Annotated in this window: 20 protein-coding genes; 11 read left to right on the top strand and 9 right to left on the bottom strand. The window is 61.2% G+C overall.

The window, feature by feature from the left end:
* Positions 1-74 precede the first annotated feature (74 nt).
* Both V4529_12195 and V4529_12190 read right to left on the bottom strand, forming a co-directional pair.
* Positions 75-2,090, bottom strand: a complete 2,016-nt coding sequence (locus V4529_12195) for a M1 family metallopeptidase (GenBank protein MES2359083.1) — start codon at positions 2,088-2,090, stop codon at positions 75-77.
* Between the two features lie 88 nt (positions 2,091-2,178).
* Positions 2,179-4,353: a penicillin acylase family protein gene (locus tag V4529_12190; protein ID MES2359082.1), complete on the bottom strand. Its 2,175-nt coding sequence runs from the start codon at positions 4,351-4,353 to the stop codon at positions 2,179-2,181.
* A 195-nt stretch (positions 4,354-4,548) separates the two neighbouring features.
* Between V4529_12190 and V4529_12185 the strand changes: the two genes are divergently transcribed.
* Positions 4,549-5,409, top strand: coding sequence for a hypothetical protein (locus V4529_12185; GenBank protein ID MES2359081.1), 861 nt, complete (start codon positions 4,549-4,551; stop codon positions 5,407-5,409).
* 152 nt (positions 5,410-5,561) lie between these two features.
* On the opposite strand, the gene V4529_12180 is transcribed toward V4529_12185, so the two are convergent.
* Positions 5,562-6,056, bottom strand: coding sequence for a DUF4126 family protein (locus V4529_12180; GenBank protein ID MES2359080.1), 495 nt, complete (start codon positions 6,054-6,056; stop codon positions 5,562-5,564).
* Between the two features lie 181 nt (positions 6,057-6,237).
* Here V4529_12180 and V4529_12175 point away from each other — a divergent pair, with 181 nt between their 5' ends.
* Positions 6,238-6,615, top strand: coding sequence for a hypothetical protein (locus V4529_12175; GenBank protein MES2359079.1), 378 nt, complete (start codon positions 6,238-6,240; stop codon positions 6,613-6,615).
* 34 nt (positions 6,616-6,649) lie between these two features.
* Here the strand turns inward: V4529_12175 and V4529_12170 are convergent, their stop codons facing one another.
* Entirely contained in the window at positions 6,650-7,207 is a 558-nt protein-coding gene (locus V4529_12170; protein ID MES2359078.1) for a DUF2911 domain-containing protein, read from the bottom strand.
* 172 nt (positions 7,208-7,379) lie between these two features.
* On the opposite strand from V4529_12170, the gene V4529_12165 reads away from it, so the two are divergent.
* Entirely contained in the window at positions 7,380-7,733 is a 354-nt protein-coding gene (locus V4529_12165) for a YciI family protein (GenBank protein ID MES2359077.1), read from the top strand.
* Positions 7,734-7,749: 16 nt separating this feature from the next.
* The gene (locus V4529_12160) at positions 7,750-9,006 is read left to right on the top strand and encodes an RNA polymerase sigma factor (GenBank protein ID MES2359076.1); all 1,257 of its coding nucleotides are present in this window, start codon (positions 7,750-7,752) and stop codon (positions 9,004-9,006) included.
* Between the two features lie 80 nt (positions 9,007-9,086).
* On the opposite strand, the gene V4529_12155 is transcribed toward V4529_12160, so the two are convergent.
* Entirely contained in the window at positions 9,087-9,533 is a 447-nt protein-coding gene (locus tag V4529_12155) for a hypothetical protein (protein ID MES2359075.1), read from the bottom strand.
* A 308-nt stretch (positions 9,534-9,841) separates the two neighbouring features.
* Between V4529_12155 and V4529_12150 the strand changes: the two genes are divergently transcribed.
* Positions 9,842-10,627: a hypothetical protein gene (locus V4529_12150; protein ID MES2359074.1), complete on the top strand. Its 786-nt coding sequence runs from the start codon at positions 9,842-9,844 to the stop codon at positions 10,625-10,627.
* A 69-nt stretch (positions 10,628-10,696) separates the two neighbouring features.
* Here V4529_12150 and V4529_12145 read toward each other — a convergent pair whose 3' ends face one another.
* Both V4529_12145 and V4529_12140 read right to left on the bottom strand, forming a co-directional pair.
* A complete protein-coding gene (locus V4529_12145; GenBank protein ID MES2359073.1) occupies positions 10,697-11,491 on the bottom strand; it encodes a ferredoxin reductase in 795 nt (264 codons plus the stop codon).
* Positions 11,461-12,066 (bottom strand): sulfite oxidase-like oxidoreductase, encoded by a 606-nt coding sequence (locus V4529_12140; GenBank protein ID MES2359072.1) that lies wholly within the window; start codon positions 12,064-12,066, stop codon positions 11,461-11,463. Before V4529_12140 ends, V4529_12145 begins: the two co-directional genes overlap by 31 nt.
* Positions 12,067-12,309: 243 nt before the next feature.
* Between V4529_12140 and V4529_12135 the strand changes: the two genes are divergently transcribed.
* Complete coding sequence (locus V4529_12135) at positions 12,310-12,606, top strand: type II toxin-antitoxin system RelE/ParE family toxin (protein ID MES2359071.1); 297 nt, start codon at positions 12,310-12,312, stop codon at positions 12,604-12,606.
* A gap of 72 nt (positions 12,607-12,678) precedes the next feature.
* On the top strand, positions 12,679-12,990 hold the full coding sequence (locus V4529_12130) for a HigA family addiction module antitoxin (GenBank protein ID MES2359070.1): 312 nt from the start codon (positions 12,679-12,681) through the stop codon (positions 12,988-12,990).
* 41 nt (positions 12,991-13,031) lie between these two features.
* On the opposite strand, the gene V4529_12125 is transcribed toward V4529_12130, so the two are convergent.
* Complete coding sequence (locus V4529_12125; protein ID MES2359069.1) at positions 13,032-14,726, bottom strand: L,D-transpeptidase family protein; 1,695 nt, start codon at positions 14,724-14,726, stop codon at positions 13,032-13,034.
* A gap of 210 nt (positions 14,727-14,936) precedes the next feature.
* Here V4529_12125 and V4529_12120 point away from each other — a divergent pair, with 210 nt between their 5' ends.
* From V4529_12120 to V4529_12110, 3 genes are read left to right on the top strand one after another with little or no spacing between them, the layout of a single operon-like run.
* Entirely contained in the window at positions 14,937-17,876 is a 2,940-nt protein-coding gene (locus tag V4529_12120; protein MES2359068.1) for a response regulator, read from the top strand.
* Positions 17,876-18,244: a response regulator gene (locus V4529_12115; protein ID MES2359067.1), complete on the top strand. Its 369-nt coding sequence runs from the start codon at positions 17,876-17,878 to the stop codon at positions 18,242-18,244. Before V4529_12120 ends, V4529_12115 begins: the two co-directional genes overlap by 1 nt.
* Complete coding sequence (locus V4529_12110; protein MES2359066.1) at positions 18,241-20,199, top strand: protein kinase; 1,959 nt, start codon at positions 18,241-18,243, stop codon at positions 20,197-20,199. Before V4529_12115 ends, V4529_12110 begins: the two co-directional genes overlap by 4 nt.
* A gap of 41 nt (positions 20,200-20,240) precedes the next feature.
* Here V4529_12110 and V4529_12105 read toward each other — a convergent pair whose 3' ends face one another.
* The gene (locus V4529_12105; GenBank protein MES2359065.1) at positions 20,241-20,690 is read right to left on the bottom strand and encodes a DUF2283 domain-containing protein; all 450 of its coding nucleotides are present in this window, start codon (positions 20,688-20,690) and stop codon (positions 20,241-20,243) included.
* A gap of 679 nt (positions 20,691-21,369) precedes the next feature.
* Between V4529_12105 and V4529_12100 the strand changes: the two genes are divergently transcribed.
* Positions 21,370-22,608: a DNA repair exonuclease gene (locus V4529_12100; protein ID MES2359064.1), complete on the top strand. Its 1,239-nt coding sequence runs from the start codon at positions 21,370-21,372 to the stop codon at positions 22,606-22,608.
* Positions 22,609-22,610 lie beyond the last annotated feature (2 nt).

The raw sequence follows: 22,610 nt of genomic DNA, 5'->3' as shown, positions 1-22,610 counted from the left end.
CCCACCCCGATGCGGGCGATCACGTGCGCGACACCGACGCGAAACGCGCCGGGATCGTCGTCGTACAGCGGGGATTATTTAATCCACACCTGGTTCTTGCGGTTGATATCCGGAAACAATCCGTCCGGATCGATCTCGACGCGTACTACTCCTGGTGTCGCCGCAACGTGCGCAACGTAACTCCGTGCGCCATTGAGCCAGACATCCACCGGGATGTCGATACGTTGCACAGTCCTGTCGGCGCGTGTGACGGCCAGCTTCACCGGCATCGGTGCAAGGCCGTGATCCTCGATCGTTATCGCGACGCCGTTTGCGTCGGGAGTCACGCTCGTAATTGCCTGATCCAGAGGCCATGCATTGTAGAACCACGTGTTCCAGAACCAGCTGAGATCCTGCTTGGCGCCAGCATCCATCGCATTGAAGAAGTCGTTCGGATACGGATGCCTGCCGACCCAGTGCTTGCCGTATTCGCGGAATGCGTGGTGGAACGTCGGCTCACCCAACATGCCGCGCAAGGCGGCGAGAACCTGCGCCGTCTTGTCGTAGAACATGATGTTGTACGTCGCCGGCGGAAACAGATCGCCGCGCGTCATCAATATCTGGTCGTCACCCGCAGCAGCCGTGCGTGTGTACAGCAGGCGTTGACCCTGCTCGGTGTCCGCGATGCGACCGCCCTTGCGCGGCTCTCCGTACAGCACGCGCAATCCCTGCGCCTCGTCGAACTGCGTGAATCCTTCGTCCATCCAGGTATAGCGCGTCTCGTTGGATCCGACCATCATGGGGAACCACATGTGTCCGGTCTCGTGCATGAGGTCGCCAGCGAGTGACAACGTATCGGCCCATGGCTGCATCAACGTCATGCGCGGATACTCCATGCCGCCGCCGGTCAGGACGCCTTCCATCGACGTCATCGTCGGCCACGGGTATTTCCACAGATACGCGGAAAGCTGTTCGATGGCATCGCGAGTGTACCGCGCGCCACCAACCGCCCACGCCGCAGCAGCCGGACTTATGCGATAGAAGCTGAAGATGTCGACGGTATCGGCCTTCTGGCCGGAGTCGGCCACGAGTGCGCGAGTGGCGTCCCACACATAGCGATCGCTGGCGCCCCATGCGAAATCACGTAAATCCGGCGCGGTGAAGTGCCACGTCACCATCGGTGCTCTGCTCGCGAACGCTGCAGCACCATCACTCGGCGTACTGATCGTCACGACCTTGCCGCTGCGCCGAGCCTCGGCGAGCTTCGCGCGCGCAGTGGAGCTGAGGATCGCGTCCGCGTTCTGGAGCGATCCCGTAGCACCGACGACCCAACCGCGCGGTGCGGTGACCGTGACGTCGTAGTCCGCGGGCTCCATGTAGAACTCCGCCTGCAGCACGTACTGATCCGCGACCCAGCCATCGACGTCGTCGTACACTGCGATCTGCGGATACCAGTATCCCATGAAATAGAGATGATCGTCGCGCCCTTCCCTTCCATCGGACGGAGTCATCGCGGGATTGTAGGACCACGCAAAATCGAGCGACACGCTGTCGTGCGGCATGAGCGGCCTGGCGAGCGCGATCCGCATGACGGTACCATCCACGCTGTAGCCGGCTGCATTCGCAGATCCGCGGGCGCGTCTGCCCTGACTCTGGCTCTGCTGCGCAAGCTGCGTTCCCTCCACTGCGACGCGCGCGAGCTTGATCCCGTCGGTAATCGGAGCTGCGTCCCTGCGCTGGCTCTCGGGGCGGAACACGTTCTGGTACAGATGCACCATCAGATACGGGAGCGTATCCGGTGAGTTGTTGAGATAGACGACGTGCTCGGACCCGCTGACAGTATTGGTCGCGGGATCCAGCTTCGCATCGATCTTGTAGCGCGCGTGCTGAACCCAGCTGTTCGGGCCCGGCACGCCGGTGCGCGTGCGCGTTCCCTTCAGAACGGCGCGCGTAAACGCGGGCGATTCGTAAACGGAGCCCGGAATGGGACGCTTGCTCTGCAATATTCCGTCCGACGTTACAGTCGGAGCGGGCCGGGATTGGGCGGGGAGCACTGGCGCGGCGCCGAGTGCGAGAAGCAGCGAGACTATCGATCGATACGACGTGGCCATACGGGAATCTTACGTGTCATGCGTCGGTCGCGCCATCCATCCACATGGTAGCGACCGGCGCATGTTTCACCAAGTGAAACGGGCTCCGCTAGTTCCCCGGATGATACACCCGCTCCGTATGTCCCTTCAGTTGCGATGGATAGTAGTAGACCGGTCTCAGATTACCGGTCGCATACCGTTCCGCTTCGTCGTTGAAGTGCGGAGAGCTCGGATGGCCGCTCTCGCCACCAGCCGTGATCGCCACCGCGCGCACGCTGTCGCCAAACTCGACTACCGAGACAAAGCTGTTGCCGCTGGTGCCGTACCACTTTTTGGTTCCCGGATATGGGCGGGCGCCGAACGAAGCCAGCGAGCCCCACAGCGACGACGTGAAGCCGACCGGGATGCTTGGCTTGGAGTCATCGAACTTCTGCTCGATGTCACCGTTGTTGCGCTGGTAGCGATTGATGTCGCCCCACGGCGTCTTCCACGTTCCGAAATCCGCTGTGAGTTTGTCGGACGCGGCAGCGAGAGCTTCCAGCTGCTGTTGCGGAGTCGCCTCATTGGCCGCGTACTTCTCCGGCGACATTCCCGCGGTTGCGTGGCGGTTCGTATGGCCAAGCTCCGTGCCCCAGAATACCGCCAGCGACGTTGGAATTGAATTGACGCCCCAACGGTAATCCCACTTGCGCAGGACGGCGATCTGCTCGGCGAGCTTCGCCTTGAGCGGATTGGAAGAAGGAGCATCGTCCCACGCCTTGACCAGTGGTGGAACCATGATCGCGAACGCTGGCAGATAGCTGTCATACGCGGCTGCACGCAACGACTCGATCGTGAAATCCTTCTTGTCGGAAAGAACGCGGATCGCATGCAGGCCGCGTGCAGACTCGACTCCGACATCGACGTAGCTCGGGAAGTCCTTCTGCTTGGGGCTGTACGCGCCGGCTGCCGACCACGGCCAGTTGTTGCTGTTGTACAACCAGCCGTTCTTTGGATTCAGCAGATGCGGCGTTTCCGCAACGGACAACACGGGACCCCAGGCGGTCCTGGAATTGCTGCCGTCAACCGGATGAGTCCAGTCGAACGACGTGTCGCGACGTGGAATGTAGTTCGCATGCCAGTACGCGATGTTGCCGTCGGCGTCTGCGTAGATGGTGTTGTTGGACGAGTTGCCGTGCAACTCCATCGTCTTCTCGTACTCCTTGTAGTTCATCGCCTTGGTGCGCATGTACGACTGGATGAGCGCGATCTGCGGGCGCTGCATCAGCTCGATCGTCACCCATCTTCCGTCGCTCTTTCTTATGACGGGACCATGGAGCGTGTAATAGGCGGTGAACGTCTTGCTGGCCATTCCGCTTGCGGTCATGTATGGCACGGTGATCGTCCTGGTCACCATCGGCCGCTCTTCGTTCCCATACTTGTAGTAGAAGCGATCGCCCTTCTTCTCGACGGTCTCGAGAAACTCCGATACCGCATTCACGGCACTCGATGTGTGCATCCAGCCGACGCGCGTGTTGAAGCCCTGGTACACGAAGAACTGGCCCCACGTCACGGCACCGTACGCGTTGAGTCCCTCATCGCTCGTCATCTGCAATTCAGATCGGAAGAAGAACGACGTGTGAGGGTTGATCAACAACAGCGCATGGTGATCTCTTGTATTCGACGGAGCAACCGCCATTCCATTCGATCCGCCCGGCTCGGGCGGCGGGAGAACACCCGACGCCGGCTCGGCGGTTACCGGACCGCCACCGTAGAATGCCTGCAACTGCTTGAGGTTCACGCGCTCGATGTCACCGCCGATGCTCCCTTCGCTGAACGACAGCGCCATCCACGGCTCGTAGTGCTTGATCGCGCGCGGCTTCACGTCGGGGTGCTTGTACATGTAATAGTTGAGGCCGTCAGCCCAGGAGTTCATCAGCTTCTTGAGCCACTCGGGGCTCGACGCATACAGCGTCTTCATCGAATCAGGGTCGATGAAAAGCTTCATGCGAAGATCCTGATAGATCGCCGGCTCGCCTTCCGCTTCGGCGAGACGTCCCATCGAGTTCAGGTAATTGGTCTCGACGCGATTGAAATCGTCCTCCGCCTGCGCGTAGATCATCCCAAAGACAGCATCCGCGTCGGTCTTCCCGCGGACGTGCGCGATCCCCCAGTCGTCCCTGGTGATCGTGACGCTCTGCGCCTCCTTCTGCCAGCGTGCGACGTCCTGGGCGGTCTGAGCGTTGGTGAGTTGCGGGGCGACCGATCCCAATGCCACAGCGACTACAAGAGCGATTCTTTTCATTCCTGCCTCAGATCCAGCGATGATTTTGCCAGTTTTCGCCGATATTCGGGCACTGAAACGGCAACGAGAGCTACGGTGAATTCGTCCGCGTAAAATATGGACAATCGGCGCGCACTTCGCACTTGCCCCGAGACTTGTTCCTGGCTCTTGTCGCTGGCACTTGTTCCTGGAGCGGCATCATGAAATCATTGTCTGGTGAACATTGCATTCGTTACTTCAACCGCTCACCCGGACCTGACTCCGGATGACCAGCTCGCGGTCGCCCAGCTGGAAAGACGTCGTGCTCGGGTCGCCGCTGCGATCTGGAACGACCCATCGGTCGATTGGGCCGCTTTTGACGCGATAATCATTCGTTCGACGTGGGATTACCATCACCACGCCGCGGAATTTCGGGCATGGATCGATGCGCTCGAGGCCGCGGGCGCTCCGATGTGGAATCCGCCAGCGGTGCTGCGCTGGAACATGGAAAAGACGTATCTCCGTGATCTGGAGCGGGCGGGCGTGTCCATCGTTCCCACCGAATGGCTGGAGAAGGGCACCAAGCCCGACCTCGGCGGCCTGCTCGCGGAGCGTGGATGGATGGATGCTGTGGTCAAGCCGGTGATCTCCGCGGCCGCCACCCGCACATGGCGCGTGTCGCACGCCACGGTGCTCGACGTCGGCGTGCAATTCGCCGAGTCACTCGATGCTGGTGATGTAATGGTGCAGCCGTTCATGCCCGAGATCCAGACACGAGGCGAGTGGTCGCTGATGTTCATCGATGGCGACTTCAGTCACGCGGTGCGGAAGATGCCAACCGAAGGAGATTTTCGTGTTCAGACCGGATTTGGCGGCCGGTCGATCACCGACCAGCCGGACGGTGAAGTCATACGGGCCGCGCAGCGCGTGCTCGATGTCGCGCCATCGCCGTGGCTGTACGCGCGCGTGGATGGAATAGAAACCGATGCTGGCTTCGTACTGCTCGAACTGGAGATGCTGGAGCCGTCGCTGTTCTTCTCGCACACTACATCTGGCGCCGCGCGTTTCGCCGAGGCCGTAGTAGTAGGGCGCGGATAAATCCGCGCCTGGCCCCTTCAGGTGAGATCGGAATTGGCGGATAAATCCGCGCCGGGCCCTTTCAGGTGAGATCGGAATTGGCGGATAAATCCGCGCCTGGCCCCTTCACGTGAGATCAGAATTGGATGAACCGCGGATTTACCCGCGCGCCATCACCCCACGAGCCGCGCAACGACCGTCGCCGCAATCGCGATCGCAACCACATCCTCGATCGCACCAATGTACGGATCGCTGATTCCGGTAACGCGCCCGGCAAACTTGCGTAGGTGAAACATTCCGAACGTCCCGGCAATCGCGCCGACTGCGCCGCATGCCGCTCCGGCCCAGGGATTGATTCCCCCCACCTGCACCAGCGCAGCCCCTGTGATCGAGCCGGTCACGAGCCTGACTACAAATGGCCCGAGCGCGGTACGGTTTGGTGTCATCGGCAGCTTGTCGGCTACAAGCTCGCCCAGCGCCGCGATGCCAAGCACTGCGGCGACGGGAAAGAGCGCAAGCCACTGCGCCGGCGCACTGGCGGGGACGTATTCCGGACGACGCCACAGCGTCAGCGCCAGTACCGCCGGTGCCATCATGCTGCGCATTCCGGCTACGACTCCCAGTACGAACGCCGAGGTAAAGAAAAAGAACTCGGAATGGATCGGCATGTGCGTGTCTATTTGGTCATATGTAGTTATACGCTCGATGACGCATCGACACCACATTCCGGGTCACTTCCAGAAGATTCGCGATAATTGACCCGGCCAGATACTTGACGTACCCAAAGTATCTGCCCCATCGTTCCCCGAGAGTTTGCAGTTCCGCATCGACCAAGAGGAGAATCAATTGATGAGGACGACTACCGCAGTGGCGCAGATTGTCGTGCGTCTGTTCGGTTTGATACTGATCATACTGGGCCTGTTCTTCTGGACCGGCCATGCGCTGCAGCTGGTGAACGCACACATGCTGATCGGCGTGCTGTTCGTGATCGCGCTCTGGGTTCTCGCCGGCGTCGCCATAGCTGCACATCAATCCGGTGGCCTCATTGCGCTTGGCTTCATCTGGGGAATCGTGGTCCTCGCGCTCGGCATGACTCAGCGAGCGCTGATGCAGGGATCGGCGCACTGGGTGATCCAGGTTCTGCACCTTCTCGTGGGCCTCATTGCAATGGGAATCGGCGATAATCTTGCGAAAAGGATCAAGGGCGCGACCGCAGCCGCGCCATGATGGCGTAACGCTGCGGCGCGCGCACCGATCCGGTTTACGATCCGATCGTGAACATTGTCGCCGCGCTCGTGCTCCCCCACTCGATGCGGAGAAGTCCGCCACTTCCGGATCTTTCGGCATCGATGGAAATGGTCAGCTGCTCGACCGGCGCCGCGGTCTTGCCAAGTACCATCGGGGCGCGGCCGATCTCCAGCTCCTTCTTATACGGTATTCCCCACTGCTTGGGGCTGCCCAGCTTGCCCAGTACCAGCTGCCACGACGCTGCGCCCGGCACTGTATTGATGGTGTAGCTTCCGGGGGCGAGGGCGACAGATCCAAAGGTGAGTCTCCTGTCCGTGGTGAGCACCGTCGCTTCATCCGCGCCAGTACGCCATGGCCTGCCAGTTGGCATCAACGTCGCCTCGGCACGGCCTTTCAACGCAGGGCGGCCATACGAGATCGAGATGTGTGCAGTGCCGATCGTCCAGTCCGTCTTGACGTGCGGGCTGCCGCCGCCACCCGTGCCAAGCTGCGTGGTCTTCTGTGCGCCTGAGACAGCCGCGGCGGTGAATAGCAATGCGACGGCGGCAGCTGTACGGATGATTACTCTCATCGTTCTCTCGGCGAAATGGGTGCAAGGAAGCAGGTTTTGTGAAATCTATCTGCCGTTCACCGGGGCGAGATGGGCGTAACAGCTGTTTCTTTTTGCCAACTGTCGATTTTGTGCCGGGTCGCTCGACTATCGGACGAAGATGCAGGAAATCACCCTTTCAGTGAGGCCGATTATGAAGTACCTCTGCTTGATCTACGACGAGGAATCGCTCTGGCAGAAAATGTCGCCGGACGAGATGGGCAAGGTGATGGGAGAGTACAACGCGTTCGGTGAGGACATCAAGGCCAGCGGGCATTTCATCGGCGGTAACGCGCTCCAGCCAACGTCGTCGGCCACGACGATCCGCGTTCGCAACGGGAAGACGATCACATCCGACGGTCCGTTCGCAGAAACGAAGGAGCAGCTCGGCGGATATTATCTGATCGAGGCCAAGGATCTGAACGACGCACTGCAGGTCGCAGGCAGAATTCCAGGCGCCAAACTTGGCTCGGTAGAAGTACGGCCCATCATGGTATTCAACAGCTGACAGCGGCTCGAATGCAATGACGGATGCTTCGACGCGTGCGCGAGAGATTGTGGAGAGCACTTACCGGTCCGACTCGCGCCGCGTCCTGGCAACACTCGTCCGGTTGCTAGGCGACTTCGACGTTGCGGAAGAAGCGTTGCACGACGCTTTTGCCGCGGCGCTGGAGCGATGGCCAGTCGACGGCGTGCCGGCGAATCCTCGCGCCTGGCTGGTAAGCGCCGGACGCTTTCGCGCGATAGATCACATCAGGCGTCGTGCGAGGTTCGACGCCAGGCACGCAGAGATAGCGGCGGAGTTGGAATCGCACGTCCCGATCAGCGTTCACGGTGGCGATGACGATGAGATTCCCGACGACAGACTGCGACTCATCTTCGCGTGCTGTCACCCGGCGCTCGCAATCGAGGCACAGGTTGCGCTCACGCTCAGAACCGTGGGCGGGCTCACGACGGAAGAGATCGCGCGCGCCTTTCTCGTACCGGCTCCGACGCTTGCGCAACGCGTAGTGCGCGCGAAGAACAAGATCAGGGACGCGCGAATTCCGTATGAGATCCCGGGGCAGGCCGAGTTGCCGGAGCGAATCGACGCCGTGCTCGCGGTCATCTATCTGATCTTCAACGAAGGCTATTCAGCGACGTTCGGCGACGAGCTGACGCGCGCAGACATGTGCGCCGAGTCGATTCGCCTTGCGCGGATGCTCGCCGAGCTTCATGAAGATTCGGAGGTGGATGGGTTGCTCGCGCTCATGTTGTTGCACGACTCGCGACGGGTCGCACGCATCGCTGGTGACGGTGAGCCGATTCTGCTGGACGATCAGGACCGCACACTCTGGGACCAGGCGAAGATCCGCGAAGGGATCACGCTCACCACGCGCGCTCTCGCATCGCAAAGGGTCGGGCCCTATGCGTTGCAGGCGGCGATCGCAGCGGTGCACGCAGAAGCGAGAACGGCGGCGGAGACTGATTGGGGCGAGATCGTAGGACTGTATGACGTGCTCCTGCGGATTCACGAATCGCCGGTGGTCGAGCTGAACCGCGCGGTGGCGATCGCGATGCGGGATGGCGAGACGCGTGGACTGGAGCTGATCGATAGTCTGATGCAGCACGGAGAGCTTGCGGGATACTATCTCGCGCATTCGGCGCGGGGCGCGCTGTTATTGCGTGCGGGTCGGAGAGACGAAGCAATCATATCTTACAAGACCGCGAGAAGCCTTGCGACTCAGTTGCAGGAGCAGCGCTTTCTGGATCGACGGCTGGCCGCGCTCGGCGACAGATAGCAGCGCCGAGCGCGTGCCGGCCCACGAACATTGGCGATCTATGGCATCCCGCTGATCCAGGCGTAACGAGCTGCGCGTCATCATGTGTGGTTGTACACCCACACCACTCCATTGTACGAGAACGTTATCGAGCTGTGGCTGAATGTTCCGCCGGCTGAGAGCGCTCCGGTGTATTGCGTGTAGTTGCCCTGCGTGCTGTAGTTTGGCGAGAACACGACAGCGTTCCCGCTCTGATACCACGTTCCGGCCTCTGCATCGCTGGTCGGTGTATTGCTGAAACCGTTGGAGACCGTCTCACTGATCGCTTCGTTGTACGTACCGTCGTTGTTGAGCGTGTAGATGTCGCTCTCGATCGTGAGCGTACCCGAGCTCGTGTTGTACGAATACGGCAGCGACGTCCCGTTCACCGTTTGGAGGTCATATGTCCCGCCGGCCGACCTGTTGGACGGTGACGTGTTGTCGGTGCAGGCCACGGAAGCCGCGAGCATCGCAACCGCTGCGGCGAAACTGAATGTGCGAAAGCGCATGGAAGTCATCCTCTCGAGTTGTGTCTGTTGGTTGGACGCGGCACGCGGTCGAATGTGAAGGCGCCTCGTGCGCGTCATATGCGCCTTGCATGCCAAAGTCGCGCGACCAGCGCAAACGCACGGACGGTGCCGGCGTGACACAAGTGATCCTGTCTGAACTAAATGTCATCTTCATGACAGGAAGGAGCCGATTTTCACTCTCGAAATGACCGAAAATACCTTAACGCAAGCGCTGTTCTCCACGTCCAATCGTGTGAATGCAGGAGCACGACTCTGAACAAGAGCGTGCAAGACAACAGGAGGTTGTCATGAAGGCAGGATTCGTTGGTTCTGTTCTCAGAGTAGCAAGCGTTGCCGCAATCCCACTCGCGGCGCTGACAATATCCGCCCCCGCGAACGCGCAGCGCTCGACTCAGCGCGAGCTGTTCGAGTGGCGCGGCAATGTGGATCAGGAGATCCGCGTTCAGATGCAGGGTGGCCGCGCTTCCGTGATGGCGATGGGGCCGCGCGAGATGACCGGTTACGACAACACGCGAGCGATGAGTGCGGTTCCACCGGTCGACGGCTACGTGACTGTGCAGATGCGCGAGGGGCGCGGCAGGGCCGACGTCATCGAGCAGCCCACGGCGCAGAACGGATACACGACCGTGGTCCGCATTCGCGACGCGCAGGGCGGCGCTGGAGCGTATGACGTAGCAGCATTCTGGCAGCCGGATGGCAACTACGGCCGGTACGGCAGCTACGGTCAGGATGGACAGTACGGCAATTACGGTCGATACAACACGTATCCGCAGACGGTGATCGTCCAGCAGCCGGTGTATCAACCCGTGTATCGGCAGCCAGTGTATGGTGACCGCGGTGTGCAGGGTGGAAAGGCGCTACCCGCTCCGCAGCGCTCCACCAGCTATCCGACTCGGCAACGTTATCCCGATCGTGTGACACCGAACGGTGGATACCAGAGCGGTCATGCGCAGTCGGGAAAGACACTTCCAACGACGTCGACTCAATCAAGTCAGTCGAGCCGCACGGGCAAGACGCTCCCCGGCACCGACCAATCGAACCAGCAGAATCACGGGTGGCCGCGCGGACATTGATGCGGCTCCGTGAAGCGAAACGAGTGCAGCCTTCGGGAATCCGCGGGCTGCACTCGTTGCGTCAGCGACTCATGTGATTGGTGATTTGTTCTGGCGCGCCGATCGGTCGACGATCGTGCTGTCGTTGGTCGGACCGAATCGCTCGGTCTTGATTCTGTCCGGCTCGTACTCCAATGACACCAGTTCGCTCGCTCCACGCTCGACGAACGCGGTCGGTCCGCAGACGTACGCCAGCGGACGCTCGCTGGCGGGCCACGCGATCTCGCGCAGCATATCGCCGTCGACGCGGCGATGGTATCCTGTCCACTCGGGGGGCCACTCGCGGGTGAGCGTGTAGATCACTTCGACTCCGTTACGAGCGAACTGATCCAGTTCTTTACGATATATGATCTCGTGTTGCGAGCGCACGGAGTACAACAACCTGATCGGAGCGTCGCTCATCACCGCAGCACGCTGGCGCATGATGCAGCGCAGTGGCACGATGCCGGACCCACCGGCCAGCAGGAGCAGCGGACCACCACGCATCTTGCTCCATACGAAATAGCCGCCGATCGGTCCGCGCAGCTCCATCTCATCCCCGACGCGCAGCTCGCCTACGAGGTACGGTGACACCTCGCCGTCGTCGATGCGCTCCACGGTAAGCGCGAGTACTTCATCGGCAGGCGCTGACGCGATGGAATAACTGCGCTCCGCCTGGTAGCCGTCGTCTGCAGTGAGCCGCACGTCCACGTGCTGGCCTGCGAGATGACCGGGCCAGTCCGGGCAGTCCAGCAGAAGCGTGCGCACGCGCGGCGTCTCCTCGATTATCTCGACGACGCGCGCCGAGCGCCAGATCAGTCGCCCTGGTAGCGCTGCTCCTTCCATGGATCTCCGTAGTCGTGGTAGCCGTTCACTTCCCAGAATCCGGGAACGTCGTGATCGCGCAGCTCGAGTCCACGCACCCACTTGGCGCTCTTCCAGAAGTAGAGATGCGGCACGAGCAAACGCGCGGGTCCGCCGTGTTCCGGATGCAGCGGCGCTCCGTCGTAGCCGACTGCAATCCACGCCTGTCCGTTGACGAGATCCGCAAGCGGAACGTTCGTGGTGTAGCCACCGTCACAGAATGCCGTGACGTACTTCGATTTACCGATGTCGATTCCGTGCAGCAGCGTATCGATCGCGACGCCGGACCACATGGTGTCCAGCTTGGTCCACTTGGTGACACAGTGGATGTCGACCTTCACCTCCTCGTGCGGGAGTCGGGCGAACTCGTCCCACGTCCACGATTTCGGTGTGTCGACGAGGCCGCGGATCGTGAACGTCCACTTGTCGAGTGGAGTGTGCGGCGTAGGGCCGGCTGACAGAACCGGAAAATCGTTCGTCACATACTGGCCCGGCGGAACGCGGGAGGGATCCACGGGAGGCCGCCGGCTGCGGAAGCCACGCGAGATGATGGCCATGGTGGAAGTCTAATAGGTCGAGCGAATGCATGGCGGAGCCGTTCAGTGAGACCCCGTAGCGGCGTGTGGTATTGGATGTCGCCGGTACGGATACGGTACTATGGGGAACGACCATTGTCCGTATACTGACTGATGTTCCCTGTCCGTGGCGAGCAGCCAAAAACAGGGGTACTTATGTCACTTGCAATATATCGTATATCGATATATAATACAGGCAAACAGGTAGGACCAGAGAACCCATGTGTGATCCGCTCATTTCATAATCGCGGTACGGAAGACGTTTTCAATGGATTTTCTACCAAGGCAGCTCGGAAGACGTGCCCCGAAGAGTTAGCTCGCACTGCCGGAGACAAGCTCGACCGAATCGACGACGCGGTGCGATTGGAGGACCTGCGTATTCCACCCGGCAATCGTCTGGAATTACTCAAGGGCGATCGCGCTGGACAGCACAGCATTCGGATCAACGACCGATATCGCATCTGCTTTGTATGGACGGATGATGGAGCAAGCGATGTCCAGATCGTGGACTATCACTACTGACGTAAGCGTCGTCATTTCATCCCCGACGCATGTATCGATGCATTGGATGGTACACCACAGAGGAATTGATTCATGATTCGCGTACCAAAAGAGCGAGAGCCTCAGCATCCCGGAGAGATTCTGCTCGGCGACTATCTAAAGCCGCTCGGGATTTCGCAGGTACAGCTCGCGAAATCGATTGGCGTGACTTACGCGCGGCTCAATGAACTCATCCACGGCAAGAGAAATATGACCGTTGATACCGCACTACGCCTCGAGAAGTTTTTTGGCGTGAGTGCGCAGAGCTGGCTCAACGCGCAGCTTCGGTGTGATATCTATCACGTAGCCCGGGCTGGCAAGACGGTGAAGGCGTTGTCGAAAATCCGGCCGATGCGAGCCGCGTAGGTAGTGTTGGGCCGCACAGAACATGTAACAGAACCGGCGCGTCACTGTACCCGTGGACGACTCCGTGCCAGCGTTTGCGCCAGCCTCGCATCGTGTCCGTAGAGATCATCGTAGAAATACACGATACCCTCCGGGGCAACGACCGCAGTCTGGTAGAGAATGTAGACCGCTACTGGACGCGACACAGATATGCGCATCGTTTTCGTTCCGTGCATCGCGCTATCTATGGAGCTGCGGTTCCATCCGTCCTGATTGCGAAGTACGAACTCGGCGAGAGAGAGTGGATCCTGGACGCGGATGCAGCCGTGACTGAAATCGCGCTGCGACTGTGAGAACAATGACTGCGCTGGCGTATCGTGCAGGTACACGTTGAACTCGTTGGGGAAGAGAAATTTGATGAGCCCCAATGAATTGTTCGGCCCCGGTCGCTGCCTGATTCGCAGCGATCCCGACGCAACGCGGGACAGATTCGCCGAGCTCAGTGGATAGATCGCAGCCCCCACGTCGCCACCGCTGACGATCTCGAGGTTTTGGTCGGCGAAGTAGCCCGACCGGCTCCGCGCCGCTGGAATGATCTCATTGCGCGATATGCTGATCGGCACATCCCAGTAGGGCCGAAGCACGACCTCGCTCATGGTGCCGGTGAAGATCGGCGTCGCCCTGGTGCGACCCGCACGACCCACTATGACATTCATGCGAATCTCCGGCTTCGACGCGTACCGGTCGTTTTCAAATAGGTAGAGCCGAAAACCTGGAATGTTGACGACTGCGTAGCGGGGAGGCACGCTATCGGGAAGCCATCGCCATCGCTCCAGCGTCAGTTCGATCTGTTGCACCCGGTGTGCGAGAGGAACTCGCAGCGCCCGCATCGTCGCGGGGCCTGCGACGCCGTCATCCAGCAGCCCGTGACGGCGCTGGAATGCAGCCACTGCCGTCGACAGAGTCGTGGTGTACTGCTGCGCACCTTGCGCCGCATCCGATGCCGCCGCACTCGGCGACAGGTCTCCAAGTGCGACGAGCAGACGACGAAGTGATTCCGCCCCCGCATAGCTGTCGCCGACGTGGAGCGTGCCACTGGCGGGCGGAGGAGCTGTAAGGCCCGGATCAGCGGCGAGTGTACGGTATCGTGCGAGCATGGCCTCAAGCGCCCTGTAGCCGGTGTACACTGGCTCGGCGGACGTTATCACGACGTTCGGATCCGGTGCGGCACTCACGTCGACCGCCATTGCCGCGAGATCCAGATTGCTGTGCGAGGGGGGAAGGTGAAAGCCGAGCTTGCGAGGATCCGTGCGCCCTTCGTGCAGATCGCCGAGCAGCTGGATCACCGAGCGTGATAGCGCAACATCGAACCGGGCCAGTTGGGTCGAGTCGCTGCGGCCATCGAGCGTACCGGCCATGGTGGCAAGCTCGGTAGAAGCGTAATTCCGCGCGTCGAGGCCGCGTGTGGCGACATCGCCAAGGATGCCAATTACCGCCATGGCCTGGCGCGTGGGACGACCGGTGGCGGTCCAGAAAGGACGAACGGCGGTGCCGCTGTACATCTGCTGGAGCGACGAGCGACGGGCGAAGCCTGCACCGGCAGTAGCCGCGGCGCGCGCGGCCGCTTCGGCGAACGAACCGACGCTGGAGGACTGAGCGCCGGCGGGGAGGCCGGCGAGCGCCAGGGTCATCCATGTGAGAATGGCGCCGGCGTGGCGCCGTGCGAGGCGCAGGTTGTGGAGCATGATCGCTGTCATCGTAGTTGCCCGATCGCTGATTGGCCATGCGTGCGCTGGGCATCCCCGGCAAGTAACGTTACGGCATTATGGGGGCCGGCGGCAGGCGCCGGAGCCATCCCGCACTAGCGGCCGAAGGCAATTCGTTTTTCCCCGTAGCGTTGGCCACGCCCTGCCCGCATACTTGACCGGTCGGACCCAGCGGTTTCACAAGCAAGAGGACAGAGCGCCATGCGCCAGGTGTCTTCTAAATCCGCGGCTCGCAGGACGCCGCGACGTGGGACTCTTGCACATCGACAGGCCGCGCTGCTGCGGCTGGCCGTCGATCTTGTAGCGGCTACCGACGAAGCGCAGGTCTGCCAGCGCCTGGTCGACGGCCTGCATGACGAAGCGCTGGGCTACGACTTCCTCGGCGCCTTTCTTCTGGATGAAACGGGCGACCGCGTGCTCCGTGCGAGCATTGGCTGGCCGGACGCCCCCAAAGCCTGGCGGGTACATCCCGGCGAGGGGCTGAGCGATCGAGCGATGAAGGACGCGAAGCTCCATTACACCGCCGCCGTCGCGGGCGAGCGCAGCTACCTGCCCAGCCTCAACAGCGGGTCGGAGGTGGACGTTCCGCTGCACATCGATGGCCAGGTGATCGGTGTGCTGGTGGTGGAAAGTGCGGAGCCGAACGCATTCACGCCGTCCGACTTCAAGGTGCTCAGCGCGGTGGCCGACTTCGCAAGTCTCGCAATCGGACGCGCGAGGCTGCTGGTCTCGGAGCGCAGACGCGCGGATGAACAGAAGGCACTGCTTGATACGATGGCCGACCTGTCGTCCGAGCGCGAACTCTCCAAGCTGCTGCAGGCTGTGCTCGAGCGCGCCGTCACGCTGCTCGGCGTCACGGGTGGCGAGCTCGCGATCTACGACGAGCAGACGCGCGAGCTCGTGATCGTCGCGAGCCATCACATCGGCAAGGATTCCACCGGCGTCCGTCTTGGACTCGGTGAAGGCGCGATGGGTACGGTCGCGGTGACGCACGAACCGTTGATCATTCCGGAATACGACGAATGGTCGGGTCGTTCACGAAGCTATTCCGACGTGCGCAGTACCGTGCGCGCAGTTATGGCTGCACCGTTGCTGATCGGCAAGCGGCTCGTTGGAGCGATTGCGAGCGTGCACTCGGATCCGGCACGACAGTTCGGTGCCGACGATCTGCGATTGTTGAATCTGTTCGCGCCACAAGCCGCAATCGCGATCGAGAATGCGCGACTGTACACCGAAGCACAACGGCAGAAGGAGTATTTCGAGACGGTGGTCGTCAACAGTCCCGTTGCAATCGTGACGCTCGAGACCAACGGACGCATCACGTCGTTCAATCCCGCCTTCGAGAAATTGTTCGGATACACGCAGGAGGAAGGCGTCGGCCGCGATCTGGATGATCTGATCAACACGGAGGAGACGCAAGCCGAGGCTAAGGCGTACACGAGTCAGGCAACGCATCGTACGGCGAGAGGGATCGGCAAGCGTCGCCGCAAGGATGGCTCGATGCTCGACGTGGAGCTCGCAGGCGTGCCTGTCGCAGTCGAGGGAAAGAACGTCGGCATAATGGCGCTGTATCACGACGTGACCGATCTGTTGAGTGCCAAGCGCGAAGCAGAGTCTGCGAATCAGGCCAAGAGCCGGTTCCTGGCGAACATGAGTCACGAGCTGCGCACTCCGCTCAACGCCATCATCGGCTACAGCGAGATGCTGAAGGAAGACGCGGAGGAGAATGGCGACACCGCATACATCGCCGATCTGGGCAAGATCAGATCATCCGGCAAGCATCTGCTCGCGCTGATCAACGACGTGCTCGATCTGTCGAAGATCGAGGCAGGCAAGATGGAGTTGTACCTCGAGACGTTCGATGTGCGCGCAACAGTTGACGACGTCGTGACGACCGTCGAGCCACTCATAGCGCAGAATGGAAATCACCTCGAGGTGAACTGTGCGCCCGGACTCGGTGCGATGCGAGCGGACATGATCAAGGTGCGGCAGACGCTTCTCAATCTTCTGTCCAACGCGTCGAAGTTCACCGATCACGGAACCGTGCGTCTCGATGTAACGCGTGCGCGTGCCGCTGAAGGTGGCCGGGACGAGTACACGTTCCGCGTTTCCGACACCGGGATCGGAATGACGGATGCACAACAGGCAAAACTGTTCGAGGCGTTCTCGCAGGCAGAAGCGTCGACCACGCGTCGGTTTGGCGGCACCGGACTCGGCCTCGCGATATCGCGACGCTTCTGCGAGATGATGGGCGGCACTATCACCGTGGAGAGCGAGCACGGGCGCGGATCGACGTTCACAGTTCGTCTGCCTGCCAGCGTGGGCGAGAACACGCCGGCGGAGACGCCGGTCGCAGCCAGCGACGTCACGCAGAGTGCCGGCAGAGTACTTGTGATCGATGACGAGGCATCGGTGCGCTCGTTGATGCGCAGGTTCCTGCTGCGTGAAGGATTGACCGTCGACGAGGCAGCGACTGGAGAGGCAGGGCTGCGCGCGGCCCGGGAAACACGGCCGGATGCCATCACGCTCGACGTGATGATGCCCGGGATGGATGGCTGGTCGGTGCTGGCCGCGCTCAAGGCGGATCCGGATCTGTGCGACGTACCGGTCATCATGCTGACGATCGTGGACGACAAGCGAGCCGGCTTCGCACTCGGCGCTTCGGAGTATCTGACCAAGCCGATCGACCGCGAGCAGTTGCGCCGGGTGCTCGCGAAGTACCGGCCGCTTGAAGAGGGCGGATCGGTACTCGTGGTGGAGGACGATCCATCTGCGAGCGAGCTGTTGCGACGCACGCTCGGAGCCGAGGGGTGGCGGGTGAAAGTAGCCAGGAATGGACGCGAGGCGCTGACGCAGATGGATGTCGAGGAGCCCGCGATAATCCTGCTCGATCTCATGATGCCGGAGATGGACGGCTTCGAGTTTCTGTCCGAGATCCGGTCATTGCCCCGCGCGAGTACCGTTCCCGTGATCGTGGTGACAGCAAAGGAGTTGACAGCCGCAGAACGCAGCAAGCTCAACGGGCAGGTGACGACAGTGTTGCAGAAGGGAAATTACTCGCGCGACGAGCTGCTCTCGGAGATTGCCTCCAAGCTTGGCAATCGCATCAGACGAGACACGCAGATCGGGGAGACCCACTGATGTCCAGGGTGCTGTTGGTGGAGGACAACGAGATGAATCGTGACATGTTGTCGCGCAGGCTTCGGAAGAAGGGTTTCGAGGTCGACATGGCACTCGACGGGGCGCAGGGCGTGGAGATGGCGCGGAGTGGCGCGTACGACATCGTCCTGATGGACATGAGCCTCCCCGTGATCGACGGCTGGGAAGCGACACGACAGCTGCGTGCCGCTCCGGAGACGCAGACCATTCCGATAATTGCGCTCACCGCGCATGCGATGTCCGGCGATCGGGACAAGGCGATGGATGCCGGATGCAGCGACTATGATACGAAGCCCGTAGAGATCGACCGGCTGCTGCTCAAGATGAACACACTGCTTGGCGGATCGTGACCGAGGTGGGTGAGCAGGCGCAAACGCGCACATTGTCCGCGGATGAGGTGGCGACACTGCGTCACGATATGCGCACGCCGGTGAACCACATAGTCGGCTACTGTGAGCTGCTGCTCGAGGATGCGGAAGGTCCCGATCATGCAGCACGGCGCGCGCGGCTGGAGGAATCGTTGCGCGCGGTGCGGGATGCGCTGGAGATGATCAACGCGTCGCTCTCGCCTGGTGGTCGCGACGTGACGCAGCGGGATGTGGATGCGTTGTACGACAGGTTGCGCGCGCCGCACGCGCGGATCATGGAATCGATGGCCGCACTGCTCACCCCGCAGGATCATGCTACCGTCGACGAGGAATTTTCGGCGGACGTGCGGAAGATCCGCAATGCGACCGAGCAGCTGGTTGCAGCGAAGCGTAGTGCGTCGATCGAGCCAGCTGCAACGCCTGAGCGTGACATTGCCGCGGCAGAAAATATTTCGTCGGAGGGACGCGGCACGATCCTGATTGTTGATGACGAGCCGAACAACCGTGCAGTGCTCGAGCGGCATCTGGAGCGTCAGGGATATACCGTCGTATCCGCGGGAGACGGTGCGAAGGCGCTGGAGATCGTGCAGCGAGCCTCGTGCGACGTCGTGCTGCTCGACGTTCGGATGCCGGGAATGGATGGCCGGGAAGTGCTGCGACGCATCAAGCAGGATCCAGCGACGCGTGACATTCCGGTCGTGATGATATCCGCCGCGGATGATCTGTCCACGATCGCCGGGTGCATTGAAGCGGGTGCGGACGACTTTCTTCCCAAGCCATTCGATCAGGTGATTCTGCGCGCGCGCGTCGGTGCATCCATAGAGAAGAAGCGACTGCGCAATCTGGAAGTGGACTATCTGCGCCAGGTGGAGCGAGTCGCCGAGGCCGCGACCGCGGTCGAGCGTGGGATATACGCCGCGGGGTCGCTGGCGCAGGTCGCGGAGCGCGGTGATGCGCTTGGGCGGCTTGCTCGCGTGTTCGACTCGATGGCCGTTGGAGTGAAGGCGCGCGAACAGCGGTTGCAGGATCACGTGACGAATCTTCGTCGTGAGATGGACGAGGCCAAGCGATCGGCCGCTGCCACCGGCGACACACAGGAGCCGGACGACGGCGCGCTGATTCCTGGCGAGCTGTTCGCGAACCGGTATCAGATCACGCGCGTGGTGGGCCGCGGCGGAATGGGGATGGTATACAAGGCGCGCGATCGCGAGCTCGCCGAGGACGTTGCGATCAAGACGTTGCGCAGCAATGCGATGAGCGACGATCCGACCGTCGTGGAACGATTCAAGACAGAGATCAGGCTTGCGCGGCGCATCTCGCATCGCAACGTGGTGCGCACGCACGATCTTGGCGAGCACGACGGCGCGTACTACGTAACGATGGAGTACGTCGAGGGAATCACCGTGCGCGAGCTGATCGACATGCGCGGGCATCTGAGCGTGCCTTCGACACTCGGCATCGCGCAGCAGCTCGCGGCATCGCTGGAGGTTGCGCACGACCAGGGCGTGATCCATCGCGACATCAAGCCGCAGAACATGCTGCTGGACCCGGACGGCGTGCTCAAGGTGATGGATTTCGGAATCGCGCGCCTGGCGCAACACACCAGCACGCTGACCCAGGCTGGCATGGTGATCGGAACGCCGGCGTACATGGCGCCGGAGCAACTACTCGCCGAGGAAGTGGACGCGCGGAGCGATCTGTACGCTGTTGGTGTCGTTCTATATGAGTGCCTGACCGGCGCGCTGCCGTTCGAGGGCGCGTCACCGATCGCGCTGATTGCGAAGGTGCTGCATACAGTGCCGGTGTCGCCGGCGGAGCGCGATGCCAGTGTGCCGTTGCCGTTGTCGGGGCTGGTGATGCGGTTGCTCGACAAGGAGCCCGGTGGGAGGCCGGGGAGCGCGGCGGAGCTGAGGGAGTTGCTGGCGGAATTGGGGTGAGAGGCACCATCATAGCCGCACGCCGCTTACCCAGCATCCTGTCAGGATGAAGGGGAAAGTGCCCTTCGCCGATCGAGTTGGAAGCGCGCCGATGGGTCCAGTCGCGATGGTCGTCCGCGAGTGTCCCGCGATTCCAGATAGTTCAGGAGATCGGTTGCTGACACTGCCCAATCTCGGCCCCGTTTTGTGGCCTTGAGCCGCCCGTTGTTGATCTGGCGCCGAAGTGTGTCAGGTGAGAGCCGGCTTTCCTTCGCCGCTTGTGCGAGTGAAAGGATTCGTGCTGGTGACGGAAGAGAGTTGAGCTGCTTGTGTGGGATGCGCGCGCTCGCATCGAGGATTTCGATGGACACGGGATTGCCGCGCGCATCCAGATCAAGGTACATGGCTGGTGCGATTTCGCGGGTGACGAGATGTCGTTGAGCAGCTCTTGTGCGGCGCTCAACGAGGATGATCATAAGAGCGTCGGCCTGCGGATCATATGTGAGTTTCATCGGTCGCTTCTCTCGGAAGTCTGTTAATCATCCCACATGACGGTCGCTACCAGGATCGTCGTTGCGTCCTGCCTCGCGCATCGGATCTGAGGCGCCGTTCAGCGTGATCACCATTGTTGATCGGTACGGGGTCATTGAATCAATATACACGCTAGCGCGTATATTGACGACGATCGACGCGCGAAGCGGAATTCTGCTATCGGAATCGAGTCATTGCTCTCAACAAACTGACAGGCTAGGCCGAAACACACCCGAGAAAAAGGGACTTTGCGTCTCCTCAGGCCGGGGCTATGCCGTAATCGCGTCGTCCTCACTGTCTCCCCCACCGCCGGAAATTCAAGGCCGGAAATCCAAGGCCGCGCGAATTCTCGCGGCCACGCTCGTCATTGCCCCCCAGCGACCTGCTACGCCCGACTCAGGCCACCTATCGGGACCCGCCCGCAACAACGTGAAAACGGTCGGACGAACGCCAACCTCCTACGAACACCGTAAATCGCCGATACTTTATGCCGTGAGGATCATCGTTGTCCGCCCCGGCGTTGAAACCGGCTATCGCGGCAGTACAGACAAGTCACGCAGGTGTATTCGCACTCCCAGTCCTCGGTCGTCGCGCCGCGGCACGAGTGACGTTGGATAGCACTCAGGTAGCTCATGTCCCTCGATGGAGCGAGTACTGACCATGAAATTCAGCTTCATTCACGCCGCCGATCTTCATCTCGACAGCCCGCTTCGCGGCCTCGCCTCGAAGTCGCCAGAGCAGGCGAAACGGGTCGGCGACGCATCTCGACAAGCATTCGACAACTTGATCGCTCTTGCGATCGAAGAAGAGTGCCGATTTGTTCTAATCGCCGGGGATGCTTTCGACGGACAATGGCGCGATTACACAACTGGGCTGTTCTTCGCCTCGCGAATGCGTCAACTCCGTGACGCGGGCATCGATGTCTACATGATCTTGGGGAATCACGATGCGGAAAACGACCTGATTGGACGCCTCGAGCTGACTAACAACGTCCACGTGCTCTCGTCACGTAAGCCAGAGTCGATCGTAATCGACCAACTCGGCGTTGCCATTCACGGTCGTAGTTTTCCGCAACGCGATGTAACCGACAATTTGGCGGCGGGATATCCCGAACCTTGCGCGGGACTTTTCAATATTGGATTGCTCCATACAGCGTGTACAGGCCGCAACGGACACGCTGCTTACGCACCGTGTACAGTTGAGCAGCTATCGAATCATGGTTACGACTACTGGGCCCTCGGGCACGTGCACACTCGCGAGGTGCTTCAGACAGATCCCTATATTGTTTTCCCCGGAAACCTGCAAGGACGCCATATAGGAGAAACGGGCTCCAAGGGGGCGACGCTCGTGCAAGTCGAGGATGGACACGTATCTGCCGTGACGCATCGCGCGCTTGATGTATTTCGGTGGGCTCATGCGAGCGTCGACGTGTCAACCGCGGACAGCCCGGGGGCTGTTCACGAGCTCACACGGACGGCAATTGAGTGCGCCGTAGCGACCGCGGATGGCCGCTCGCTCGCGGTGCGCGTGCGGCTGCACGGAGAGTGCCAATTGCATGCCGAAATGCTAATTGGTCAGACGGCGCTCCAGGAGGTAATTGAGACCATAGCCGCGAGCATCGCCGATGACATATGGATAGAAAAGGTCGAACTTGCGACTTCGCCCCTTCGGACCCACACAACCGTTGATCCAACGATCGCGTCCAAGCTGCAGCGCGCCATCGAGAACATCGCCTTCGATGAATCGGCAACACAATCTCTAAATGCCAAGTTGGCTGAGCTGCGCACAAAGATACCGGCCGGGGCGCATTCCGAAGAACTCTTCGCTGAGATACGAGCGAACGCCCCGACGCGGGCGCGAGATCTTGCACTTGCAATGATTGAACGCGGCGGAGGCTGACA

It is taken from the genome of Gemmatimonadota bacterium, assembly GCA_040388625.1.
GTDB lineage: Bacteria > Gemmatimonadota > Gemmatimonadetes > Gemmatimonadales > Gemmatimonadaceae > Fen-1247.
This window is presented reverse-complemented; position numbering and strand designations above follow the sequence as displayed.

Bases quoted from the DNA above. Each gene is read 5' to 3' on its own strand.
- V4529_12195 (MES2359083.1), bottom strand. From the start codon at position 2,090: ATGGCCACGTCGTATCGATCGATAGTCTCGCTGCTTCTCGCACTCGGC.
- V4529_12190 (MES2359082.1), bottom strand. From the start codon at position 4,353: ATGAAAAGAATCGCTCTTGTAGTCGCTGTGGCATTGGGATCGGTCGCC.
- V4529_12180 (MES2359080.1), bottom strand. From the start codon at position 6,056: ATGCCGATCCATTCCGAGTTCTTTTTCTTTACCTCGGCGTTCGTACTG.
- V4529_12175 (MES2359079.1), top strand. From the start codon at position 6,238: ATGAGGACGACTACCGCAGTGGCGCAGATTGTCGTGCGTCTGTTCGGT.
- V4529_12170 (MES2359078.1), bottom strand. From the start codon at position 7,207: ATGAGAGTAATCATCCGTACAGCTGCCGCCGTCGCATTGCTATTCACC.
- V4529_12165 (MES2359077.1), top strand. From the start codon at position 7,380: ATGAAGTACCTCTGCTTGATCTACGACGAGGAATCGCTCTGGCAGAAA.
- V4529_12160 (MES2359076.1), top strand. From the start codon at position 7,750: ATGACGGATGCTTCGACGCGTGCGCGAGAGATTGTGGAGAGCACTTAC.
- V4529_12155 (MES2359075.1), bottom strand. From the start codon at position 9,533: ATGCGCTTTCGCACATTCAGTTTCGCCGCAGCGGTTGCGATGCTCGCG.
- V4529_12150 (MES2359074.1), top strand. From the start codon at position 9,842: ATGAAGGCAGGATTCGTTGGTTCTGTTCTCAGAGTAGCAAGCGTTGCC.
- V4529_12145 (MES2359073.1), bottom strand. From the start codon at position 11,491: ATGGAAGGAGCAGCGCTACCAGGGCGACTGATCTGGCGCTCGGCGCGC.
- V4529_12140 (MES2359072.1), bottom strand. From the start codon at position 12,066: ATGGCCATCATCTCGCGTGGCTTCCGCAGCCGGCGGCCTCCCGTGGAT.
- V4529_12130 (MES2359070.1), top strand. From the start codon at position 12,679: ATGATTCGCGTACCAAAAGAGCGAGAGCCTCAGCATCCCGGAGAGATT.
- V4529_12125 (MES2359069.1), bottom strand. From the start codon at position 14,726: ATGACAGCGATCATGCTCCACAACCTGCGCCTCGCACGGCGCCACGCC.
- V4529_12120 (MES2359068.1), top strand. From the start codon at position 14,937: ATGCGCCAGGTGTCTTCTAAATCCGCGGCTCGCAGGACGCCGCGACGT.
- V4529_12115 (MES2359067.1), top strand. From the start codon at position 17,876: ATGTCCAGGGTGCTGTTGGTGGAGGACAACGAGATGAATCGTGACATG.
- V4529_12105 (MES2359065.1), bottom strand. From the start codon at position 20,690: ATGAAACTCACATATGATCCGCAGGCCGACGCTCTTATGATCATCCTC.
- V4529_12100 (MES2359064.1), top strand. From the start codon at position 21,370: ATGAAATTCAGCTTCATTCACGCCGCCGATCTTCATCTCGACAGCCCG.